The organism is Variovorax sp. GW821-FHT09D05, assembly GCF_059416325.1.
This window is the reverse complement of the sequence record NZ_JBWKOZ010000002.1, coordinates 473,357-495,860: the sequence shown is the minus strand read 5'-3', so window position 1 is coordinate 495,860 and position 22,504 is coordinate 473,357. Positions and strand designations below refer to the sequence as shown.

Annotated in this window: 18 protein-coding genes; 8 read left to right on the top strand and 10 right to left on the bottom strand. The window is 68.1% G+C overall.

Annotated features, from left to right (window positions below):
• Positions 1-8: 8 nt before the first annotated feature.
• A complete protein-coding gene (locus AC07O3_RS06910) occupies positions 9-569 on the bottom strand; it encodes a YaeQ family protein (RefSeq protein WP_093055271.1) in 561 nt (186 codons plus the stop codon).
• Complete coding sequence (purB, locus tag AC07O3_RS06905) at positions 569-1,948, bottom strand: adenylosuccinate lyase (RefSeq protein ID WP_258352217.1); 1,380 nt, start codon at positions 1,946-1,948, stop codon at positions 569-571. The genes AC07O3_RS06910 and purB overlap by 1 nt, the downstream gene beginning before the upstream one ends.
• 130 nt (positions 1,949-2,078) lie before the next feature.
• On the opposite strand from purB, the gene AC07O3_RS06900 reads away from it, so the two are divergent.
• Positions 2,079-2,690, top strand: coding sequence for a glutathione S-transferase N-terminal domain-containing protein (locus tag AC07O3_RS06900; protein WP_093174417.1), 612 nt, complete (start codon positions 2,079-2,081; stop codon positions 2,688-2,690).
• A 44-nt stretch (positions 2,691-2,734) separates the two neighbouring features.
• Here the strand turns inward: AC07O3_RS06900 and AC07O3_RS06895 are convergent, their stop codons facing one another.
• The 4 genes from AC07O3_RS06895 to AC07O3_RS06880 form a co-directional block, all read right to left on the bottom strand.
• The gene (locus tag AC07O3_RS06895) at positions 2,735-3,949 is read right to left on the bottom strand and encodes a class I SAM-dependent methyltransferase (RefSeq protein WP_495338905.1); all 1,215 of its coding nucleotides are present in this window, start codon (positions 3,947-3,949) and stop codon (positions 2,735-2,737) included.
• Positions 3,946-4,743, bottom strand: a complete 798-nt coding sequence (locus AC07O3_RS06890; protein ID WP_354336623.1) for a DUF1365 domain-containing protein — start codon at positions 4,741-4,743, stop codon at positions 3,946-3,948. The genes AC07O3_RS06895 and AC07O3_RS06890 overlap by 4 nt, the downstream gene beginning before the upstream one ends.
• Positions 4,740-6,089, bottom strand: coding sequence for an NAD(P)/FAD-dependent oxidoreductase (locus AC07O3_RS06885; protein ID WP_495338904.1), 1,350 nt, complete (start codon positions 6,087-6,089; stop codon positions 4,740-4,742). The genes AC07O3_RS06890 and AC07O3_RS06885 overlap by 4 nt, the downstream gene beginning before the upstream one ends.
• Positions 6,090-6,382: 293 nt before the next feature.
• Positions 6,383-6,997 carry a glutathione peroxidase gene (locus AC07O3_RS06880; protein ID WP_093055284.1) on the bottom strand — a complete coding sequence of 205 codons (615 nt, stop codon included), beginning with the start codon at positions 6,995-6,997 and terminating at the stop codon, positions 6,383-6,385.
• Positions 6,998-7,126: 129 nt separating this feature from the next.
• Between AC07O3_RS06880 and AC07O3_RS06875 the strand changes: the two genes are divergently transcribed.
• The 3 genes from AC07O3_RS06875 to AC07O3_RS06865 all read left to right on the top strand — a co-directional run bounded on the left by AC07O3_RS06875 (position 7,127) and on the right by AC07O3_RS06865 (position 9,494).
• Positions 7,127-7,984 (top strand): ferritin family protein, encoded by an 858-nt coding sequence (locus tag AC07O3_RS06875; RefSeq protein WP_093055286.1) that lies wholly within the window; start codon positions 7,127-7,129, stop codon positions 7,982-7,984.
• 80 nt (positions 7,985-8,064) lie between these two features.
• Positions 8,065-8,946, top strand: a complete 882-nt coding sequence (locus tag AC07O3_RS06870) for an RNA polymerase sigma-70 factor (protein WP_495338903.1) — start codon at positions 8,065-8,067, stop codon at positions 8,944-8,946.
• An 86-nt stretch (positions 8,947-9,032) separates the two neighbouring features.
• Positions 9,033-9,494: a carboxymuconolactone decarboxylase family protein gene (locus tag AC07O3_RS06865; protein ID WP_093055290.1), complete on the top strand. Its 462-nt coding sequence runs from the start codon at positions 9,033-9,035 to the stop codon at positions 9,492-9,494.
• Positions 9,495-9,500: 6 nt separating this feature from the next.
• Here the strand turns inward: AC07O3_RS06865 and AC07O3_RS06860 are convergent, their stop codons facing one another.
• Positions 9,501-10,658, bottom strand: coding sequence for a septal ring lytic transglycosylase RlpA family protein (locus tag AC07O3_RS06860; protein ID WP_495338902.1), 1,158 nt, complete (start codon positions 10,656-10,658; stop codon positions 9,501-9,503).
• The gene (gene glnE, locus AC07O3_RS06855; RefSeq protein ID WP_495338901.1) at positions 10,651-13,446 is read right to left on the bottom strand and encodes a bifunctional [glutamate--ammonia ligase]-adenylyl-L-tyrosine phosphorylase/[glutamate--ammonia-ligase] adenylyltransferase; all 2,796 of its coding nucleotides are present in this window, start codon (positions 13,444-13,446) and stop codon (positions 10,651-10,653) included. Before glnE ends, AC07O3_RS06860 begins: the two co-directional genes overlap by 8 nt.
• 25 nt (positions 13,447-13,471) lie before the next feature.
• Between glnE and AC07O3_RS06850 the strand changes: the two genes are divergently transcribed.
• From AC07O3_RS06850 to AC07O3_RS06835, 4 genes are read left to right on the top strand one after another with little or no spacing between them, the layout of a single operon-like run.
• Complete coding sequence (locus tag AC07O3_RS06850; RefSeq protein ID WP_495338900.1) at positions 13,472-17,647, top strand: YhdP family protein; 4,176 nt, start codon at positions 13,472-13,474, stop codon at positions 17,645-17,647.
• The gene (locus tag AC07O3_RS06845; RefSeq protein WP_093174401.1) at positions 17,644-18,459 is read left to right on the top strand and encodes a carbon-nitrogen hydrolase family protein; all 816 of its coding nucleotides are present in this window, start codon (positions 17,644-17,646) and stop codon (positions 18,457-18,459) included. The genes AC07O3_RS06850 and AC07O3_RS06845 overlap by 4 nt, the downstream gene beginning before the upstream one ends.
• 2 nt (positions 18,460-18,461) lie before the next feature.
• The gene (locus tag AC07O3_RS06840; RefSeq protein ID WP_093055300.1) at positions 18,462-20,507 is read left to right on the top strand and encodes an ATP-binding protein; all 2,046 of its coding nucleotides are present in this window, start codon (positions 18,462-18,464) and stop codon (positions 20,505-20,507) included.
• Positions 20,508-20,555: 48 nt separating this feature from the next.
• Entirely contained in the window at positions 20,556-21,182 is a 627-nt protein-coding gene (locus tag AC07O3_RS06835) for a response regulator transcription factor (RefSeq protein WP_093055302.1), read from the top strand.
• 4 nt (positions 21,183-21,186) lie between these two features.
• Here AC07O3_RS06835 and AC07O3_RS06830 read toward each other — a convergent pair whose 3' ends face one another.
• Together AC07O3_RS06830 and AC07O3_RS06825 are read right to left on the bottom strand one after the other, a co-directional pair.
• Positions 21,187-21,750 carry an OmpA family protein gene (locus AC07O3_RS06830; RefSeq protein ID WP_093055304.1) on the bottom strand — a complete coding sequence of 188 codons (564 nt, stop codon included), beginning with the start codon at positions 21,748-21,750 and terminating at the stop codon, positions 21,187-21,189.
• A gap of 84 nt (positions 21,751-21,834) precedes the next feature.
• Positions 21,835-22,494 carry a YiaD family glycine zipper/OmpA-like lipoprotein gene (locus tag AC07O3_RS06825; protein WP_093055306.1) on the bottom strand — a complete coding sequence of 220 codons (660 nt, stop codon included), beginning with the start codon at positions 22,492-22,494 and terminating at the stop codon, positions 21,835-21,837.
• Positions 22,495-22,504 lie beyond the last annotated feature (10 nt).

The following is a 22,504-nucleotide window of genomic DNA, read 5'->3' as shown; positions in this document are numbered from 1 at the left end:
GCGCGGTATTACTTCCAGCGAAGCAGTTCGACGTCGATGCTGTTGACGCCGTCGCCCAGCGTCAGCGTGTTTTCCTGAATGGTCGCCTGCAGCTGCATGCTGCGCTGCGCCAGCGCGGCCAGCGCCTGCGAGGCATTCGTCGGCACGCGATAGACCTTCAGGTTCTGCGGCCGCGTGAGCTTGTTCTCGATGCCGCGCCACCAGATTTCCGCCGCGTGGTTGAAGCAATAGACGATCACCTCGTCAGCCTTGCCGCAGGCCTTGATGATGGGCTTGTCTTCCGGCTGGCCGACCTCGATCCAGATCTTGACCTCGCCCGTGAAGTCGCGTAGCCACACATCGGGCTCGTCGACGTTCGACAAGCCGGCGCCGAAGGCCAGCGTGCCGTCGCCCTGGCAGATGTCCTGCAGCTGGTGCGCATTGAGCGCGAGCGCGACCAGCCGGATCATCATCCGCTCGTCGGTTTCGCTCGGGTGGCGCGCCAGGGTCAGCGCATGGTCGGCGTAGTAGCCGTGGTCGATGTCGGCCACCGCGAGGGTGGCCTTGAAGATGGTGGACTTGAGGGCCATCAGATGCGCTTGGCCAGCTCGGCAGCCTTGCCGACGTAGCTGGCCGGCGTCATCGCCAGCAGGCGGGCCTTTTCGTCTTCCGGAATCTCCAGCGAGCGGATCAGCCCGTGCAGCGCCTCGGCCGTCACGGTCTTGCCGCGCGTCACTTCTTTCAGCTGCTCGTAGGCACCCTGCACGCCGAAGCGGCGCATCACGGTCTGGATCGGCTCGGCCAGCACTTCCCACGAGGCGTCGAGGTCTTCGGCCAGCGCTTCCTCGTTGAGCTCCAGCTTGCCCAGGCCGGTGGCCAGGCTGGCGTAGGCCAGAGTGGCATAGCCGAAGGCCACGCCGATGTTGCGCAGCACCGTGCTGTCGGTCAGGTCGCGCTGCCAGCGGCTGATGGGCAGCTTCTCGCTCAGGTGGCGCAGCACCGCGTTGGCCAGGCCCAGGTTGCCTTCGGCGTTCTCGAAGTCGATCGGGTTGACCTTGTGCGGCATCGTCGAGGAGCCGATCTCGCCTTTCTTCAGGCGCTGCTTGAAGTAGCCCAGGCTCACGTAGCCCCAGATATCGCGCGAGAAGTCGATCAGGATCGTGTTGGCGCGGGCCACCGCGTCGAACAGTTCGGCCATGTAGTCGTGCGGCTCGATCTGGATGCTGTACGGCTGGAAGCTCAGGCCCAGGCCCAGCGGCGCGGGCGTCTCGATGACCTTGCGGCTGAAGGCTTCCCAGTCGAAGTCGGGCCAGGCGGCAAGGTGGGCGTTGTAGTTGCCGACCGCGCCGTTCATCTTGCCCAGCAGCTGCACCGAGGCGATCTGCGCGCGGGCCTTCGACAGGCGCACCGTCACGTTGGCGATTTCCTTGCCGACCGTGGTCGGGCTGGCGGTCTGGCCGTGCGTGCGCGACAGCATCGACACGTTGGCGAACTGGTGCGCCATCTCGCGCAGCTTGGTGATCAGGCCGTCGATGGCCGGCAGCACCACCTTGTCGCGCGCGGCCTGGATCTGCAGGGCGTGGCTGGTGTTGTTGATGTCCTCGCTGGTACAGGCGAAGTGCACGAACTCGGCGGCCGCAAGCAGCTCGGGCCGGGCCTCGAACTTGGACTTGATCCAGTATTCGACCGCCTTCACGTCGTGGTTGGTGGTTTTCTCGATTTCCTTGATGGCCAGCGCGTCGGCCTCGGAAAAGTGCGACACCAGGCCCAGCAGGTACTTGCGGGCGCCGCCTGTCAGGGGCTTGAATTCGGCGAAGCCGCAGTCGGACAGCGCAATGAACCACGCCACCTCGACTTGCACGCGCCGGTGCATATAGCCCTGTTCACTCATCAGCGGACGCAACGCCGCGAGTTTGGCCGCGTAACGGCCATCAAGGGGGGAAAGGGCGGAAACGGTGGAAAAGCTCATGCCCGAATTTTAGGCGGCCGGCGGTCCGTGGGGCGGTACCGACACATTGGGGTCGATTTGGGGCTCTGGTTTTCCCGTTCACCTAAAATGACTATTAACAAACGTCATTAAAGCTAGGGAGAGAGCCTTCATGAAACTGATCGGATCCGCCGCCAGCCCTTATGTGCGCAAGGTGCGCGTGGTGCTGGCCGAAAAGCGGCTCGATTACCAGTTCGTGATCGAAGACGTCTGGGCTGCCGACACCACGATCTCCAACTCCAACCCGCTCGGCAAGGTCCCCTGCCTGATCATGGAAGGCGGCGAGGCGATGTTCGACTCCCGCGTGATCGTCGAATACCTGGACACCCTGTCGCCGGTCGGCAAGCTGATTCCGCAGCAGGGCCGCGAGCGCGCCGAGGTCAAGACCTGGGAGGCGCTGGCCGATGGCGTCATGGACGCCGGCGTGCTCTGGCGCCTGGAAGCCACCTGGGCCGGCCGCAACGACGGCGAGCGCAGCGCGGCCTGGATCGAGCGCCAGCGCACCAAGGTCGAGGACGGCGTTGCCGCCATGTCCAAGGGCCTGGGCGACAAGCCCTTCTGCAGCGGCATCCACCTGAGCCTTTCAGACATCGCAGTGGGTTGCACGCTGGGCTGGCTTGACCTGCGCTTCCCCGAAATCGACTGGCGCGGCGACCACGGCAACCTCGCGAAGCTGTTCGACAAGCTGATGCTGCGGCCCAGCTTCATCGACACCAAGCCCTGAGAAACGAGCCCTGAAGAAAGGCGCCACGCGGCGCCTTTTTCTTTTCAGCGCTTGCGCAGCGTGTACTGCACCACGTCGATGTTCGCCTGCGAGAACGCGGCCTCGCAGTAGGCCAGGTAGAACTCCCAGATACGCATGAAGCGCTCGTCGAAACCCAGCTGCAGGATGCGGCCGCGCTGCCCGAGGAAGCTCTCGCGCCAGCGGCGCAGCGTCTCGGCGTAGTCGGCGCCGAAGGCGAATTCGTCCACCACCTCCAGCCCCGCGGCCTCGGCCTCGCGGCGGAACTCGCGCGGGCACGGCAGGCAGCCGCCCGGGAAGATGTACTGCTGGATGAAGTCGGTCGAGTCGATGTAGCGGTCGAACAGCAGATCGTCGATCACGATGCTCTGCACGCAGGCGCGGCCGCCCGGCTTGAGCAGCCGGCTCACGCTCTGGAAGTAGGTCGGCCAGTACGCGCGGCCCACGGCTTCCACCATTTCGATGGAGCACACCGCGTCGAAGGGGGCGTCGGCGATGTCGCGGTAGTCCTGCAGGCGCAGGTCGGTGACCAGTCCGGCGGTGCGCTCGCGGGCGTAGGCGAGCTGCTCGGTCGACAGCGTCACGCCCGTCACCGAGGCGCCGAAGTCCGTCGCCGCCATCTCGGCCAGCGCGCCCCAGCCGCAGCCGATTTCGAGCACGCGGTCGCCGGGTTGCACGGCCGCCAGTTCGAGCGCGCGGCGCACCTTGGCGCGCTGCGCCTCGGGCATTGGCCGCGACAGGTCGCCATCGAACCAGGCCGACGAGTAGTTCATCGTCTCGTCGAGCCAGAGTTTGTAGAACGCATTGCCCAGGTCGTAGTGCGCGTGGATGTTGCGCGAGCTGCCGGCCTTGCTGTTGCGGTTCATGAGGTGCCGCACGCGGTACAGCAGGCGGCCGGGCCAGCTGCCGTACACCACGTCTTCGATGGCGCGGCGATTGGCGATGAACACCTTGATCAGCTCGGTCAGGTTGGGCGTGGTCCAGTCGCCGGAGATGTAGCTCTCGGCAAAGCCGATGTCGCCCGACTTGAGCGCGGCCTTGCAGGCATTCCAGTTGCGCAGCGTGAGCGAGGCCGTGGGGCCGCTGCCCGGCGTGGCGCCGAAGTGCCGCACCGAGTCGTCGGGCAGGCGCACGGTGAGCGAGCCATGGGCCAGCCGCTGCAGCAGGCCGAGTACGGTGCGCGCGGCGGCGGGCGCGCCCTGGGGCAGCGAGAAGCGGGACGCGGTTGTTGTGGACGTCATGGATTCACCTGCTGCTGGTTGTCGCGTGAAACGAAGTGCGTGGGCGGCGCCGGCTTGGCGACCAAAGGAACACGCTTGACCCACAGCTTCACGGCCTGCCAGTGGATGCGCGCGATCAGCCCGAAGGTCATGGCCGGATAGCGCCACAGCGCGCGGCGCACGCTGGCCGCGGTCATGGGACCGAGGTCGCCGCTCACGCTGGTCTGCAGCAGCGGGCCGTCGGTGTCGTCGTGGTCGATGCGCACCACCGTATGTGCGCGGTCGGCATCGACGAAGAAGCGGAAGCGGTAGCTGCCATGGACGCTGCAGAACGGCGAGACGTGGAAGGCCTTGGTCGCCTGGAGCTCCGCGCCGTATGCCGGGCGGTCCAGCAGGTAGCAATGGCGCTCGCCGAAGGTGTTGTTGACCTCGACCACGATCGCCCGCAGCACGCCTTCGAGCGTGTGGCAGTACCAGAAGCTCACCGGCTTGAAGGTGTAGCCGAACACGCGCGGGTAGCAGTGCAGCCAGGCTTCTCCGCCGGCGTCGTGGATCTGGTGGGCGGCCAGCAGGTCGTCGAGCCAGGCCAGCGCGCCGCCTTGCTCGGGCGGGCGGCCGTCGCCGTGATCGACGTCGTGAAAAGAGATGGCGGCCGCGCGGTTGAGTGCCACGGCTTTGCTGCCGTGCTCGCGCAGGGCGCGCATCGGCAGCATCAGGAAGTAGGTCGGATAGACGAAGGCGTTGCGCGCAGGGCGCAGGCGTGTGTGGCGGACTTCGCCGAAGCCCATCAGCGGCATGGTCTGCGTGGGTGTCATGCTGCAAGCCTCGCCGTCGTCGGGTTCTCGCCGGCGGAAAGCCGTGCGCGCAGTCCTTCGGCCACCGCCAGCCCGGCCTTGAGGCCGTCTTCGTGGAAACCGTAGCCCATCCACGCGCCCGCGAACCAGGTGTTGCGCTGGCCTTGCAGGGCGGGCACCTCGGCCTGCGCGCGGATCGCGGCAAGGTCGAGCACCGGGTGGTCGTAGTCGTATTCGGCCATGACCTGACTACGCTGGATTTCGCGCACCGGATTCAACGAAATGACGACCGGTTGTTCCCAAGGCAGCGGCTGCAGCTTGTTCAGCAGGTAATGCAGGCAGACGCGGCCCGATTCGCGCTCGCCGGCTCGTTCGTAGTCGGCGCGCTCGTAGTTCCAGGCGGCCCAGGCCGCGCGGCACTGCGGCAGCACCGAGGCATCGGTGTGCAGCACGGCATGGTTCGACTGGTAGCGGATCGCGTCCAGCACCGCAGCCTCGGCGGGGCTCGCATCGCCCAGCATGGCGAGCGACTGGTCGGAGTGCGTGGCCAGCACGACGTGGTCGAAGCGCTCGACGCCTGCGTCGGTGGCCACCAGCACCCCGGCGTCGCTGCGGGTGATGCCGCGCACGGACGTGTTCAGGCGCTTGTCGGGCAGGCCCGCGACGATCTTCTCGACGTAGTGGCGCGAGCCGCCGCGCACGGTGCGCCACTGCGGCCGGTTCGCGATCTGGATCAGGCCGTGGTTGTGGCAGAAGCGGATCATGGTCGCGACCGGGAACCTCAGCATCCGCGTGGTCGAGCAGCTCCAGATGCAGCCCATCATCGGCAGGAAATACCACTCGCGAAACGCCGCGCCGAAGCGGTGGGCGTCGAGAAATTCGCCCAGCGGCTGGGCCATTTCGCCCTCGGTGCCGGCCTCGGCGATGTGCGTGGTCAGGCGGTTGAAGCGCAACAGATCGCCGAGCATTCCCAGGAAGCGGCGGTCGAACAGGTTGCGCCGCTGCGCGAACACGGTGCCGAGGCTGTTGCCGCTCCACTCCAGCCGGCCGCCGCTGTTGTCGCGCGCGGCCTGGACCGAGAACGACATGTCGGAAGCAGCCGTCTCGACGCCGAGTTCGGCGAAAAGACGGATCAGGTTCGGGTAGGTGCGGTCGTTGTAGACCAGGAAACCGGTGTCGACGCCATGGGCGACCCGGATGGTGTCGGCGGAGGAGCGTGGAAGCTCGATCGTTGCCGTATGGGCGTGGCCACCGAAGTAGTCACTGGCTTCAAAGAGGGTGACGGCGGCCGCGTCGCGCAGCGAATGCGCTGCGGCCAATCCTGAGATGCCGGCGCCGATGACGGCGATGCGAGGGGGCCGCGTCATCGCGAAACCCCAGCCCGGCTGGAAGACAAAAATGCTGCGAGGCGCCCCGACGCGAAGGAGGGAGGGAGGGAGGAGGAGAAGAATCGCCTCGGGATTTCGACCAGACGGCAGGCGCCCGGAAGACCTCGCAACATGAAAACTGCTGGGCAATCACTGCCCACGCAAGTTAGGAGCGCGACATCCGCGGCACGGTTCCCGCGCGTTTGGTAAACGTTTGTGACGCCGAGTTCACGATGATTTAGACGCATCGGTAAATAATATTACCGATTCGTTTTCTTGTGAACTGCTCAGTCTCAATTTGACCCGAGTTGCTTCTCGATGACGTTCACAAAGCCGTTTTCATCGGGCGCCGTCATGCTCGACCACGCCTGCACGACCTTGCCGTCGCGCCCGATCAGATACTTGTAGAAGTTCCACTTCGGCGTGGTGCCGGAGGCCTGCGCGAGCTGCTTGAACAGCGGATTCGCCTCGGTGCCGCGCACCGACGACTTGGCGAACATCGGGAATTTCACGCCGAAGGTGCTTTCGCAGAAGTCGGCAATTTCCTTGTTGGAGCCCGACTCCTGGGAGAAATCGTTGGACGGGAAACCCAGCACCACGAGCCCGCGCGAGCGGTATTTCATGTCCAGCGACTCCAGCCCCTTGTATTGCGGAGTGAATCCGCAGAAGCTGGCCGTATTGACCACCAGAACCACCTTGCCGGAGTACTGGCACAAAGACTGGGGTTTTTCATCCTGCAGCCGCGGGAAGGTGTGTTGCAGGATTGCCGGGCATCCTGCGGCCTCTGCCGGAGCGGGCGCGGCGGACGCCGTCTGGGCGTGGGCGGGAAGAGTCGAAAAGAGGCTCGCCACGAGGGAAATCGCGGGGGCGCAGCGCCAGAGCGTCGACAATCGGAAGAGGGTTCGCATGGCGGGCTCCTGGGTCAAAAAGGGGGGTGTGCATCCGTGCCGCAACGGCGCACGTATTCGCATCATCGCGCGTCTGTCATGGTCGCGCCAAACTGGCCGACTAAAATCGGCGGCCATAGAAAGACATTGATGCTCTATCCGGAACTCTTCAGACAACTCGAATCCGTCCGCTGGGACATGGACAAGGACATTCCCTGGCAGTCGTTCGACGCTTCCTTGCTGTCGGAAGAGCAGGCGCAAACCATCAAGATGAATGCCATCACCGAGTGGGCGGCGTTGCCGGCCACCGAGATGTTCCTGCGCGACAACCGCCACGATAGCGATTTTTCCGCTTTCATGTCGATCTGGTTCTTCGAAGAGCAGAAGCACTCGCTGGTGCTCATGGAGTACCTGAAGCGCTTCAGCCCCAAGCACGCCCCCACCGAGGAAGAACTGCACGAAGTGCGCTTCGACTTCGACCCGGCCCCGCCGCTCGAAACCCTCATGCTGCATTTCTGCGGCGAAATCCGCCTCAACCACTGGTACCGCCGTGCCGCCCAGTGGCACACCGAGCCGGTCATCAAGCACATCTACACCACGCTGAGCCAGGACGAAGCCCGCCACGGCGGCGCCTACCTGCGCTACATGAAGCGCGCGATGGAAAAGTTCGGCGACGAGGCCCGTGCCGCGTTCACCAAGGTCGGCGTCCTGATGGCCAGCGCGCGGCGCACGGCGCAGGCCCTGCACCCGACCAACCTGCACGTCAGCAAGGCGCACTTCCCGCGCGACACTATCCAGAGCCGCATGCCCGATCCGGACTGGCTCGAACACTGGCTCGACAAGCAGATCAAGTTCGATGCCGTCTGGGAAACCAAGGTTGGCGAGCGCATCCTGCACAACCTGAGCCTGCTGATGAACCGCAGCTTCAAGACGGTCCAGGAACTGAACCGCTACCGCAAGGAACTGGCGGCCACCCTGGGCCCCAAGCCCGAATACCAGGGCGCATAAAGAAAAACGCCCCGCACGCCGGGGCGTTCTTTCTTGAAGGACCCGTGTCACAAACCGGGGACGCCAGCCGTCTAGCTCCCATGGACGACGCCACCCTCACCTTCGACCGCCACCGCCCTCGCCTGCAGGGCATCGCCTACCGCATGCTCGGCTCCATGGCCGAGGCAGAAGAGGTCGTGCAGGACGCCTGGCTACGTTGGCATGAAGCCGCCAGAGACACCTTCGACAGCGCCGAAGCCTGGCTCGTGACCGTGGTCACGCGCCTGTCGATCGACCGGTTGCGCGCCGCCAAGGTCCAGCGCGAGCATTACATCGGCGCCTGGATGCCCGAGCCCATGCTGACCGAGGCGCCCGACACGCCCGAGCAACTGCTGGAGCGCGCCGACAACATCTCCGTTGCCTTCCTCGCCGTGCTGGAGCGCCTCGCCCCCGAAGCCCGCGCCGCCTTCCTGCTGCGCGAGGTGTTCGACGCCGACTACGAAGAAGTCGCCCGCACCCTCGGCAAGAGCGAGGCCGCCTGCCGCCAGCTCGTGCACCGCGCCAAGGTCCAGGTGCAGGAAGGACGCCCGCGCTTCACCGTGCCGCGCGAAACCCACGAGCGCCTGTTGCGCGCCTTTGCCGACGCCGCCGCGCGCGGCAGCCTGCAGGACCTGAAGGCGTTGATGGCCGAGGACGTCGAACTCATCGGCGACGGCGGAGGCAAGGTGCAGACCTTCAGCAAGATCCTGCGCGGCAGCCAGCGCCTGGCGCAGCTGTACTACTCGCTGTGGCGCCGCATGGGGCCGGCGGTGCGCATGGAAATGGTCGACATCAACGGCGAGCCGGGCATGCTGCGTTTTCTCGACGGCGAACTCGAATCGGCCCAGACCTTCGAAATCGAGAACGACCGCATCGTGCGCATCCGCGCGCAGCGCAACCCCGACAAGCTGGCGCGCATCGCGCAGCTTTTTTCTTCGAAATAGTTCGCGCGGCGTGTCACAGGGCGCATGGCTCGCCCGTCTTCAGTGGGTAGCAAGCAGATTTCATCGCAACCCACCTGGAGAAACCCATGAATACCACCGCACGCCTGAACTGGTTCAAGCTCGTCCCGAAGTCCTTCGAGGCCATCCTCGCCGTCAACACCACCATCGAGTCGAGCACGCTCGGCAAGACACTGGTCGACTTCGTCTTCGCCCGCGTCTCGCAGATCAACGGTTGCGCCTACTGCCTCGACATGCACGTGCGCGACCTGCGCAAGCAGGGCGAGGAGTGGCAGCGCATCAACAGCCTGCCCACCTGGCGCGAGGTGAGCTTCTTCAACGAGCGCGAACGCGCTGCTCTGGCCTGGGCCGAATCGCTCACGCGCCTGGCCGACGACCATGACGAACGCGAAGCAGAATTCGCCGCGCTGAAGGCCAATTTCAGCGACGTGGAAATTGCAGAACTCACCGTGGCAATCGCGCAGATCAACACCTGGAACCGCCTCAACGTCGGCATGCGCGTGCCGGTCGCGGTCAAGCCGCTGGCCTGAACGGGCTTACCTGCGCTCCACCACCATCGGCGAGATGCGCAGGCTCTCGCGCAACCGCGCGACCGCTTCGCCGGCCGCATTGCGCGAGGCGAAAGGCCCGGCCTGCAGCCGGTGCGTGCCGGCTTCGCTGAACACATGCAGCTGCGGCGCCAGCGAAGGCAACCCGCGCGCGGCCTGGTTCAGCAGGCTCTGTGCACCGTCGCGTTCGCGAAAGGCGCCGAGTTGCACCCAGAAGCCCGGCAGCGCCAAGGGCTGTGCAGCGCCGGCAGGTGGCTGTGACGCAGGCGCCGCCTGCAACGGGGCCAGGTCGCTCACCACGATGGCCTGCCGAGTCGGTGGAATGGACGGCGGCGACTGTGCCGACTCCGGCTCGGCACCTGGCGGCAGCGCCGCAGCCATCGGCGTCTGCGGCGTGACGGGCATCGTCGATGCCGGTGGCGGCATGTCGTCATTCACCGTCGCGACTGGCGCCACCCATTCGGCCGGCACCCGCACCTGCTGCGCACTCGCCACGCGCACCGGTGCCGCGCGCACGGGAACAGGCGCTTCAGCCGCCGCATACGCCGTCCCCGAATCCCGCCGCCATGCGCCCGTGCGGATATCTTCGTTCGTGATCCGCTCGATCTCCACCGGCGCGACGCCGCGCAGCAGGTCGAGCTTGAGCGCGGCCGTGTAGCTCAGGTCGATGACGCGGCCGTCCACGAATGGGCCGCGGTCGTTCACGCGCACGATCACCTCGCGCCCGTTGGCCGGGTTGCGCACGCGCACATAGCTCGGCAGCGGCAGCGTCTTGTGCGCGGCCGTCATGGCGTACATGTCGTAGGGCTCGCCACTCGAGGTCGACGCCGCGTGGAACTTGCGACCGTACCAAGAGGCCAGTCCCGACTCGCGGAACGGCCGATCGTCGGTGAGCGGCGCATAGCCGCGACCCAGCACCGTGTACGGCTTGCTGGTGCCGCCGCTGGTGCGGATGGGCTCGATGCGGGGCTCGGCATCGGGCACGCTGGCAAGGTCTGGCGGAATGTTGGTGCCTGGCCCGTCGCGGCCGCTGGCTACGCCGCTGCCGCTGCGCGGACCGCTCGCGCAACCGGCCAGAAGGGCCGCGACAGCCACCGCGCACGCTGCCAGCGCGGTGGCGGCGGAGGAGCGAGCGCCGTCAGCCAAATACCGCCTTCCACAGCGCCAGCATGGCCTCGCGCTCAGGGGCCAGTGCGGGCGGGGTGACCTGCGTCGGTTCTTCGTTCAGGCGTGCGCGATGCTGCACGCGGCGCAGCTCGCGATAAGCCCGCGCCGCGCTGCGGCCCACGCCTTCGGGCAGCAGCCCCGCCAGTTCGGCGCGCAGCAGCAACGCGATGTTGCCCACGTTCGGAATCAGCTCGGGATGCTCGCCCGACGACGACAGCACCAGAAACTGCACCGCGAACTCGGCATCGACCATGCCGCCGGGGCTGTGCTTCACGTCGAAGCGATCGGCCTTCACCGGCCGCGCGCCGCGCAGCTTCTCGCGCATGGCGATGATCTCGGCCTTCAGCGCCTCGCGGTCGCGCGGCGACACGAGCACGGCCTCGCGCACCTGGTCGAAACGCGCGCCCAGTTCGGCGCCGTGGTCTTCGCTGCCGAGCACGAAGCGCGCGCGCGTCATGGCCTGATGCTCCCAGGTCCACGCGGTGTTGCTGCCGCGGCCGAGCTGGTATTTCTCGTAGGCCTCGAAGCTGGTGGTGAGCAGGCCCGAGTTGCCGTTGGGCCGCAGGGCGGTGTCGATCTCGAACAGGTCGCCCTCGCGCGTCTTCACCGTGAGCCAGTTGATGAGCTTGCGCACGTAGGCTGCATAGACCTCGCCGGCGCGCTCGTCGTCATCGTCGTAGACGAACACGATGTCAAGGTCGCTGCCGTAGCCCAACTCTTTTCCTCCCAACTTGCCGTAGCCGATGATCGCGAACTGCGGCACCTCGCGGTGTCGGTTGCGCACGTGCGGCCAGCACCAGCGGGCGGTCACGCGCAGCGTGGTGTCGGCCAGTGCGCTCAGGTCGTCGGCCACCTGCTCGACGGTGATGCGGCCGTCCACGTCGCGAGCCAACGTGCGGAACACCTCGGCGTGGTGCGCGTGGCGCAGCAGGTTCAGCAGGCGCTCTTCGTCGGCCTCGCCGGTGCGGGTGAGCGATGCGTGGCGCGCTTCGAGCTCACGCTCGAACTCGGCGGCGACGAAGCGGCCCGACAGCATTTCGTCGCTCGCCAGTTCGTCGATCACGCCCGGGTGCTGCATCAGGTAGCGTGCCGGCCACTTGGCCGCGCCCAGCAGGCGCAGCAGGCGCTCCTGCACGGCCGGCCGTTCGACCAGCAGCGCGAGATAACTCTCGCGGCGCATCAGCGGCTCGATCCAGTCGGCCCAGCGCATCGCGGCATCGACGTGGCGCGGCGTCTGCCCGGCGCCATCGCCGTCGGGCTCCTTGAGCCACTGGCCGGTGCGCTGCACCAGCTGGCGCAGCCGCCCGCGTGTTTCTTCGCGCAGGGCCAGCACGCGGGGCTGTTCGCACCAGTCGCGGATGCGCTCGGCAAACACCGGGGGCAGGTCGTCGAGCAGGTCGGCCAGATCGGCGGGCGCGGCGGTCTTCTTGCCGCTGCACTTGCCGTTGCAGGGCTTCTCGCCGCCGAGCAGCTTGTCGAACTCCTGCGCGACGAACTCGCGGTGCGTGTCGAGCTGCGCCAGGAAAGGGCAGCACTCGGGATAGCCCAGGGTCTGGGCGATCCAGCGCAGATCGTCGTCGGACACCGGCAGCACATGGGTCTGCTGGTCGTCGAGGTATTGAATACGGTGCTCGACGCGGCGCAAAAAATCATAGGCCGCGGCCAGAGCATCGGCCGTTTCCTGCGGCATGAGGTTGGCGCGCGCCAGGCGCTGCAGCGCATCGAGCGTGGGCCGCGTGCGCAGCTCGGGAAACTGGCCGCCACGCACCACCTGCAGCAGCTGCACGGTGAACTCGATCTCGCGGATGCCACCGCGCGACAGCTTCACGTCGTTCGCGCGCTCGGGCCGCCCGGCGCTGCGGCGCGCCGACTGCTCGCGGATCTGCCGGTGCAGCACGCGCAGCGAATCGAACACGCTGTAGTCGAGATAGCGACGGAACACGAAGGGCAGCACCGCGCCGCGCAACCCCTGGGCCTGGCCCGCGAGCACGATGTCGCGCGGAGCCACCACCCGGCTCTTCATCCAGGCGAAGCGCTCCCATTCGCGGCCCTGCACCTGGAAATACTCTTCGAGCGCATCGAGCGAGACCACGCTCGGGCCCGAGTTGCCGTTGGGCCGCAGAGCCAGGTCGACGCGGAACACGAAGCCGTGCTCGGTGGTGTCGCCCACCAGCGCATAGATGCGCTTCACGGCGCGCGCAAAGTACTCCTGGTTGGCCAGCCGGCCGCGCCCGTCGGCGTCGCCCCTGGTCTCGCCGTCCACGTCGTAGAGGTAGATCAGGTCGATGTCGCTCGACACGTTGAGCTCGCGCGCGCCGAGCTTGCCCATGCCGACGATCCACAGCTGAGCGCGCTGGCCTTCGGGGCCGAGAGGGGCGCCGTGCACTGCGTCGAGTTCGTGGCATGCGTCCTGGCACGCAATATCGAGTGCCAGTTCGGCCAGCTCGGTGACGGCGGTGGTCACCACGGCCAGCGGCGCCTGCTCGTCGCAATCAAGCGTTACAAGCCGCTCCATCACAAGCTGCCGCACAATTCGCAGTGCATCGCCAACGCTGTCCCCACGTTGGCGCAATGCCTCGTAAGCCACCGTCATCGACTCGCGCCGCGGCGCACCAGGGGGAAGCAATGAAAGCTCGGCCGCATACCTGCGACGCAGGCGCTGCACGAAGCGTGAGTAAGAAGAGAGCGCGCTGCGCGTCGAAGTGGCTGGCAACTGGTTCACACTGATGCTGGTTTCCGTGGAACCCCTCTGAATGCTGGCGGTCATAATTCCCGACACAGCGCGATCCTCAATGAACGACACGGCGTCTACCCCTTCACGTCTGCTCAAAATCACCGCTGTGACGGCGCGCTGGCTGCTGGGTCTGTTGATCGCTGCATGGCTTCTGCTGGCGCTGTCAGTCGTTGTCCTACACGCGTGGATTGTGCCGCGAATCGGCGATTTTCGCGGCGCACTGGAGGCACAGGCTAGCAAGGCCATCGGCGTGCCGGTACGCATCGGATCGATCACCGCCCGCTCCGAAGGGCTTTTCCCGGCCTTCGAACTGCGCGACGTGGTGCTGCAGGATGCAGACAAGCGAGAGGCGCTGCGCCTCGTGCGCGTGGTGGCCAGCGTGTCGCCGCGCTCGCTCTGGCGGCTCAACTTCGAGCAGCTCTACGTAGAGGGCCCGGAGCTCGACGTGCGCCGCGACACTCAGGGAAAACTCCATGTGGCTGGATTGCACATGGCGACCGATACGACCGGAGAGACCCGCGGTGCCGACTGGTTTTTCGCCCAGCGCGAGCTGGTCATCGAAGGCGGCACCGTGCGCTGGACCGACGAGCAGCGCCAGGCTGAACCCCTGCTGCTGACCGACGTGCGCTTCGTTGCGCGCAACAGCGCCCGGCGCCATGGCCTGCGGCTCGACGCCACGCCGCCGGCCGGCTGGGGCCAGCGCTTCACCCTGCGCGGCCAGTTCCGCCAGCCGCTGCTGTCGATGCGCAGCGGTCACTGGCAGACCTGGGACGGCCAGCTCTATGCCGACCTGCCCTACATCGACGTCACCCGGCTCGGCCAGTACGTCTCGCTCGACGCCCGCATTCGCCAGGGCAACGGCGCGCTGCGCCTGTGGGCCGACGTCGACGACGGCCAGGTCGTCGGCGGTGCGGTCGACCTGGGGCTCGACAAGGTCGACGTCTCGCTCGACAAGGGCCTGCCGCCGCTGGTGCTGAACGCCGTCACCGGTCGTCTTGCGGGGCGGCTCTCCGAGGAAACGCTCGAGTTCTCGACCACCGCGCTGCAGTTCGACACCAGTGACGGCCTGCGCTGGCCCGGTGGCAACCTGTGGCTGCAGCACACGCCGAACAGGGGCCGCACGCCCGAGCACGGCGCGCTGCGCGCCGACCGCCTCGACCTGGCCGCGCTCGCCCTCATCGCCGACCGGCTGCCCCTGGGCGACGCCACGCACCGCGTGCTCGACGCCTACGCGCCGCGCGGCCTCGTCGAGCACGTTGACCTGAACTGGCAGGGCTCGCTGGGCGCGCCCAGCCGCTACCAGGCCAAGGGCCGCGTCAGCGGCCTGCGCATCGCCTCGCAGCCCGGCGCGGCGGATGAGGCTGCGGGCCCGCCCGCAGCGGCGGCCTCGGCACCGTCGGCGACCACCGCTGCGGCCACCCCGCCCAGGGTCCATGCGGGCACCCCCGGCCTGAGCGGCGCCACGATCGACTTCGACGCCACCCACACCGGCGGCACCGCCACGCTCGCCATTGCAAAGGGCACGCTCGAATTCCCGGGCGTGTTCGAGGAGCCGGTCATTCCCATCGACCGGCTCTCGACGCAACTGCAATGGAAGCTCGACAACGGCAACGCGCAGCTGCAGATGTCGAAGCTGAGCTTCGCCAACGCCGACGCCGAGGGTGACGCCCAGGCCAGCTGGCGCACCAGCGACCCGGCCACCTCGAGCAGCAAGGCCCGCTTTCCCGGCGTGCTCGACCTGCAGGGCAAGCTGACCCGCGCCGACGGCACACGCGTGTTCCGCTACCTGCCGCTCGACATTCCCCAGCACACGCGCGACTACGTGCGCGAAGCCGTCACCAAGGGCGTTGCCAGCAGCGTCGACTTCCGCGTGCGCGGCGACCTGCACGACATGCCGTTCAAAGATCCGAAGCAGGGCGACTTCCGCATCGCGGCCAAGGTGGCGGACGTCAACTACGCCTACGCGCCGCCGTCCGTCGCAGCGCCGTCGCGCAACGGCGTGCCCGCCCCGGTGTGGCCCCCGCTCACCGGCCTTTCGGGTGAGCTGGTGTTCGAGCGCGACGGCATGCTGGTGCGCAACGCGCGCGGTCGCCTGGTCGGCGCCGCCGGCGTGGAGGTGACCAAGGGCGAAGCGCAGATCCCCGAGCTGTCGCACCATGCGCAAGTGCTGCGCGTCGATGTACAGGCCAAGGGCCCGCTCGGCGAGGTTCTGCGAGCGGGCGCGCCGCTGGCCGGAGAAACCGGCGAGATCATGCGCACCGCGCGCGCCACCGGCTCGGCCGACTACAAGCTGCACCTCGAGCTGCCCCTTGCGGCCATGGAGAACGCAAAAGTGCAGGCCTCGGTCGTGCTGGCCGACAACGAACTGCAGGTCGTGCCCGAGGCGCCTTCGTTCACGCAGGCCAAGGGCACGGTCAGCTTCACCGAAACCGGCTTCTCGCTGGCCGGCGTGCAGGCCAGGCTGCTGGGCGGTGACATCCGTGTCGAGGGCAAGGGCCGCTTCAGCGGCCCCAACCGAGAAGTCGCCCTGAAGGCGCAGGGCACGGCCACCGCCGAGGGCCTGCGCGGCGCGCGCGAGATCGACTGGCTCGCCCGCCTCGCGAAGAACTCGACCGGTAGCACGCCCTACGCGGCCACCTTCTCGGTGCGCGACGGCACACCCGAGTTCTCGCTCACCAGCAGCCTGCAGGGCCTGGCGCTGCAACTGCCGCTGCCGCTCGTGAAGACCGCCGAAGAGCAGATGCCGCTGCGCATCGAGAAGAAGGTGCTCGCGCGCGAAACCCGCCAGGGCACGAGCGTTGCCACGCAGGACCAGCTCTCGCTCGACCTCGGCCGCGTCGGCGCCGTCCAGTACGTGCGCGATCTCGTCGGCAACGAGGCGCGCGTGCAGCGCGGCAGCATCGGCGTCGGCCTCGCGCAGGGCGAGACGGCCAGCCTGCCCGACAAGGGCGTGTTTGCGAACGTCAACGTCGCCAAGCTCGACATGGCCGCATGGCAGGCGCTGATCGGCGACGCCGCCAGCACCGGCACCGAGGCCGCGGAGCGGGCCGACGATCCGTCGCAGGCCTACCTGCCCACGCGCATCGCGGTGCGCGCGCAGCAGCTCGGCATTGCGGGCCGCACGCTGCACAACGTGGTGCTCGGCGGCACGCGCGAGGGCGCCGTCTGGCGCGCCAACATCGACGCCACCGAACTCAGCGGCTACGCCGAATACCGCCACACGCAGGCCGGGCGCCTCTACGCGCGGCTTGCGCGGCTGAAGATCGCGCCGGCCGAGGCCACGCAGGTCGAGGCCCTGCTCGACGAGCAGCCCGGCACCCTGCCGGCCCTGGACATCGTGATCGACGACTTCGAGCTGCTCGGCAAGCGCCTCGGCCGCGCCGAGATCGACGCCGTCAACCGCGGCGGCGCGGGCCGCGAATGGGCGCTCAACAAGCTGGTCTTCACCATGCCCGAGGCCAGCTTCGCGGCCAAGGGCAGCTGGGCCGCGGTGCCCGGCGCCGCGGCCGGCCAGCGCCGCACCGCCATGACCTTCAAGCTCGACATCGCCGATGCCGGCGAACTGCTCACGCGCTTCGGCATGCCGGGCGTGCTTGCGCGCGGCCGCGGGCGGCTCGAAGGCGACGTCAACTGGCGCGGCTCGCCGTTCTCGCTCGACTACCCGAGCCTGGGCGGGCAACTGCAGGTCGACGTGGAGCAAGGCCAGTTCCTCAAGGCCGACCCGGGCCTGGCCAAGCTGCTCGGCGTGCTGAGCCTGCAGGCGCTGCCGAGGCGGCTCACGCTCGACTTTCGCGACGTCTTCAGCCAGGGCTTCGCCTTCGACTTCATCCGCGGCGACGCGAAGATCAACAAGGGCATCGCCAGCACCAACAACCTGCAGATGAAGGGCGTCAACGCCGCCGCGCTGATGGACGGCTCGGCCGACATCGTGCGCGAGACGCAGAACCTGCGCGTGGTGGTGGTGCCCGAGATCAATGCCGGCACGGCCGCGCTCGTGGCCACCGCCATCAACCCCGCCATCGGCCTGGGCACATTCCTGGCCCAATGGGTGCTGAGCAAGCCGCTCGCGGCGGCGGCCACGCAGGAGTTCCACGTCGAGGGCACCTGGGCCGACCCCAAAATAGCGAAGGTGCCGCGCACCCTGCAGCTGTTGCCACAGAGCATTCCGAACATCCCCGGCCTGCCGGGCTCGTCGACGGCAGACGAAGGCAAGAAAACGGAGATCACGCAATGAAAGTCGCAGCCATCCAGATGGTGTCGGCCATCGCCCGCGAAGCCAATCTGGCGCGCGCCCACGACCTGCTCGCGCAGGCTGCTGCGGCCGGTGCCGAACTGGCGGTGCTGCCCGAGTACTTCTGCATGATGGGCGCGCGAGACACCGACAAGCTCGGCCTGCGCGAGACCGCCGGCGCGGGCGCGGTGCAGGGCTTCCTGGCCGACGCGGCGCGCGAGTTCGGCCTGTGGATCGTCGGCGGCACGCTGCCCATCGAGAGCACCGACGCCGAGCACGTGTTCAACAGCTCGCTGGCCTTCTCGCCCGAAGGCCGGTGCGTGGCGCGCTACGACAAGATCCATCTCTTTTTCTTCGACAACGGCACCGAGCGCTACGACGAGCGCCGCGTCATCGCGCCGGGCAAGGAGCCCGTGGTGTTCGACCTGCCCTCGCGCGACGGCCACAGCTGGCGCGTGGGCATGAGCGTGTGCTACGACCTGCGCTTTCCCGAGCTGTACCGCGCGCTCGCCAAACAGGGCGCCGACCTGCTGCTGGTGCCCAGCGCCTTCACGCGCACCACCGGCGCGGCGCACTGGGAGGTGCTGCTGCGCGCCCGCGCCATCGAGAACCTGGCCTGGGTGGTCGCGCCCGCGCAGGGCGGCACGCACGAGAACGGCCGTCACACCTGGGGCCAGTCGCTCGTAATCGACCCCTGGGGCACGGTGGTGGCGCAGCAGGCCAGCGAAGAGGGCGTGGTGCTGTTCGACATCGATGCTGCGCAGGTCGAGCGCACGCGAACGCAACTGCCCGTGCTCTCGCACTGCGTTCTCTAGCAATGTCCGATGCGCTGCTGACCGTCGCACCGCAGCGGTGGGCGCTGCTGGCGTACGCGCGGCTACGCTCGCTGTGGCAGCGCTGGTTCTTGTGGCTGCTGCTGGCGGTGCTGGTGTCGGTGCTGCTGGTCACGGTGGTGTGGCTCGCGGGGCGGCACGAGGTCGAGCAGGTGCAGGCGGCGCTCGACCGCGACACCGCCGATGCCGTCTCCGACCTGCGCAGCGGCTTCCAGCGCAATGCGCAGAGCCTGCGCGCCACGCAGGCTCCGGGCGTCGACCGCGCGCAATGGTCCGAGGTGGCGGCCGCGCTGCTGCGCGAGCATCGCGAATGGCTGCGGCTCGAATGGCGCGACGCCGCGCTGCGCCCGCAGCAGGCCGTCAACACGCCTTATCGCATGCGCATCCTCGACGAGGAGAGCCGCGGGGCCGAGCAGTCCGACGTGACGCTGGCCTGCGCCGCCGCGCGCAAGCTCGGCGCGCCGGCCTATTCGCCGAGCCACTACGTGCCGATTGCCGGCGGCGGTGGCATCGAGGTGATGGAGCTGTGCGTGCCCATCGATGCCGGGGGCTATCTCGTGGCCAGCTACTCGCTGCGCGACGCGCTGATCGAACTGGTCGGCCCCACGCTCACGCGCGGCCAGGAAGTGGCCTTCACCGAGGCCGACGGCACGCGGCTGGTAGCGCTCGGCACCTCGCGGCGCACCGGCACGCGCGTGTTCACCTCGCAGCAGCTCATCGACCTGCCGGGCACTGCGTTGATGCTGCGTGTCGACGGCTGGCGCGCCGCGCCCGACCTGTTCCCGAACATGCTCACGGCGCTGGTCACGGCGATTTCCATCGCGCTGGTGTCGGTGCTGGTGCTGCTCGCGCGCGACACGCGCCGCCGCCTGCGCGCCGAGCGCGACCTGGCCGATGCGCTCGCCTTCCGCAAGGCGATGGAAGACTCGGTCATCACCGGCCTGCGTGCGCGCGACCTGCAGGGCCGCATCACCTACGTGAACCCGGCCTTCTGCGAGATGGTCGGTTTCAGCCCCGAGGAGCTCATGGCCGACAACGCCGATGCGCCCTACTGGCCTACCGAGCTGGCGCACGAGTACCAGCAGCGGCAGGCGCGGCGCCTTGCGGGCGGCATGCCGCCGCGCGAAGGCTTTGAGTCGGTCTTCATGCGCAAGGACGGCACGCGCTTTCCGGTGCTGATCTTCGAGGCGCCGCTGATCAACGCGCACAAGGTCCAGACGGGCTGGATGAGCGCGTTCATCGACGTGAGCGAGCAGCGCCGCATCGAGGAGCTTTCGCGTGCCAGCCAGGAGCGGCTGCAGGCGAGCGCGCGGCTTGCAACGGTGGGCGAGATGGCCTCGCTGCTGAGCCACGAGCTCACGCAGCCGCTGGCCGCCATCGCCAGCTACGCGAGTGGTTCGCTCAACCTGCTCGGGCCGCATGCCAAGGGCGACCAGGGCGAGGTCGCGATGGCGGTGAGGCGCATTGCCGAGCAGGCCGACCGCGCGGGCCAGGTCATTCGCAGCGTGCACGACTTCGTGCGCCGGCGCGACCGCACGCGCGAGGCCGTGGCGCCGCAGGCGCTGATCGATGCGGTGCTGCCGCTGGTGCGGCTGCAGGCGCGCAAGCTCGGCGTGATCATCGAGGTGGTGCTGGAAGACCGCCTGCCCGCGGCCATGTGCGACCGCACGCTGGTCGAGCAGGTGCTGCTGAACCTCGCGCGCAATGCGATGCAGGCCATGGACGGCCCCGACAATGTCGGCAGCCGCGTGCTGCGGCTGCGCGTGGCGCGCGCCAACGCGGTGGGCGCCGCGGTGCAGGAAGACGGGCGGCGCTGGCTCGAGTTCTCGGTGGCCGACCTGGGCAGCGGCATCAGCGAGGAAGTTGCCGAGCGGCTCTTCACGCCCTTTTTCACCACGCGCGCCGATGGCATGGGGCTCGGCCTCAGCCTGTGCCGCACGGTGGTGGAGCAACATGGCGGGGCGCTGGTGTTCGAGCCGAACAAGCCGCGCGGCACCGTGTTCAGATTCACGCTGCCGGCCGCGGGCTGACGGCGTTTCAATCAATCAATCAAACAAACTTCTGCTGGATCTCACCGCATGCAACCGCTGATCGATGGCTTGATCTTTATCGTGGACGACGACGCCAGCGTGCGCGAGGCGCTGGCCTGGCTGCTGCGCTCGCGGCGCCTGGCCAGCGAGCACTTCGCAAGTGCCGAGGCCTTCGAGCAGTTTCTCGACCAGGGCCCGCTGCCCGAGCAGCCGCTGTGCCTGCTGCTCGACGTGCGCATGCCCGGCACCAGCGGACTGGTGCTGTTCGACCGGCTGGCCGAGCGCGGCCTGCTGCCCTCGATGCCGGTGATCTTCCTGACGGGCCACGCCGACGTGCCGACGGCCGTCGACGCGGTCAAGCGCGGTGCTTTCGATTTCTGCGAGAAGCCGTTCTCGGACAACGCGCTGGTCGACCGCATCGAGCATGCGTTGAATGCGTCGCTTCAGGCGCTGGAAGTGCAGCGCGTGCGGCGCGGGCTGGCCGAGCGCATCGGCGAGCTGACCGACCGCGAGCGCGACGTGATGCGGCTGGTGATCGAGGGCCTGCCCAACAAGCTCATCGCCGACCAGCTTGCGATCAGCGTGCGCACGGTGGAAGTGCACCGCGCGCGCGTGTTCGACAAGATGGAAGTGAAGTCGGCCGTCGAATTGGCCAACCGACTTCGGGATCTCTAGAAGATCAGACCTTTTCCGCGACGAAGATTTCGACGCGGCGGTTCTGGGCGCGGCCTGCTGCCGTGCCGTTGTCGGCCAGAGGCTCGCGCGAGCCGCGGCCGTCGGTGGTGATGGCCGTGGTCGACACGCCGCGGCCCACCAGGTGGTTGCGCACGCTGTCAGCGCGGCTCACCGAGAGGCGTTCGTTGCCTTCTTCGCTGCCCGTGTTGTCGGTGTGGCCGACCACGCGCACGCTGGCGGCGGTGGCGTTCTTCAGGCCATCGGCGACCTTGTCGAGTACCTGAGCCAGGTTGCGCTTGACGTTGGCGCGGCCGGTGTCGAACGACAGCTCGTTCGGGATCACCACGTGCAGCTGGTTGTCGGCGGTCTGTTCGATCACCGCGCCCGTGCCCTTGGTCGAGGCTTCCAGGTCGGTCTTCAGTGCGGCCAGGCGGGCCGTCCAGCTGTTGGCTGGCGCAGCCGGTGCAGCAGCCGGAGCGGCGGCTGCCGGCGGCGGCGACTGCGAAGCGCAGCCCGCAATAAAAAGCAAAGCGGCCGCAGCCGCACTAGCAACAACAAACTTCCTCATGAATTTCCCTCTCTATGGACCAATGGAACGGTAGTGGTGGGAACCGGCCTTTCAGCGCGGCCGGTTTCCCGGGGTGGTGAACGCTCAGCCCTGCGGCGCGCGCTCGCCCACGTAGATTTCGACTCGGCGGTTCTGCGCACGGCCGGCATCGCTGTTGTTGTCGGCAATCGGTTCGTGCGAGCCGCGGCCCTCGATGCGGAAGGCCGCCGCGTTCACGCCGCGCGCCACGAGGTAGTCGCGGGTGCTGGTGGCACGCTCGACCGACAACGGGTTGTTGATGGCGTCGGAGCCGGTGCTGTCGGTGTGGCCGATGATGCGCACCTCGGCGTTCGGGTTGTTGCGCAGGCCGTTCGCGAACTGGTCGAGCACCGGCGCGAAGTTCGACTTGATGTTGGCGCGGCCCACGTCGAAGGACACGTCGCTCGGGATCTGCAGCTTCAGCTCGTTGTTCGGCGTCTGCGTCACGGCGATGCCGGTGCCCTGCGTGGCAGCTTCCATCTGGCGCTTCTGGTTTTCCATGCGCTGCGACCACAGGTAGCCGCCGAGCGCGCCGGCTGCCGCGCCGAGCACCGCACCCGTACCGATGGCACCGCGGTTGCCGCCCGTGGCCGAGCCGATGGCGGCGCCGCCGAGCGCGCCGATACCGGCGCCGATGCCGGTGTTGCGCTGCGTGTCGGTCATGCCGCCGGCGCAGCCGGACAGGATGAGCGCTGTGGCAGTGGTGGCGAGTACAAACTTTTTCATGGCGATCCCT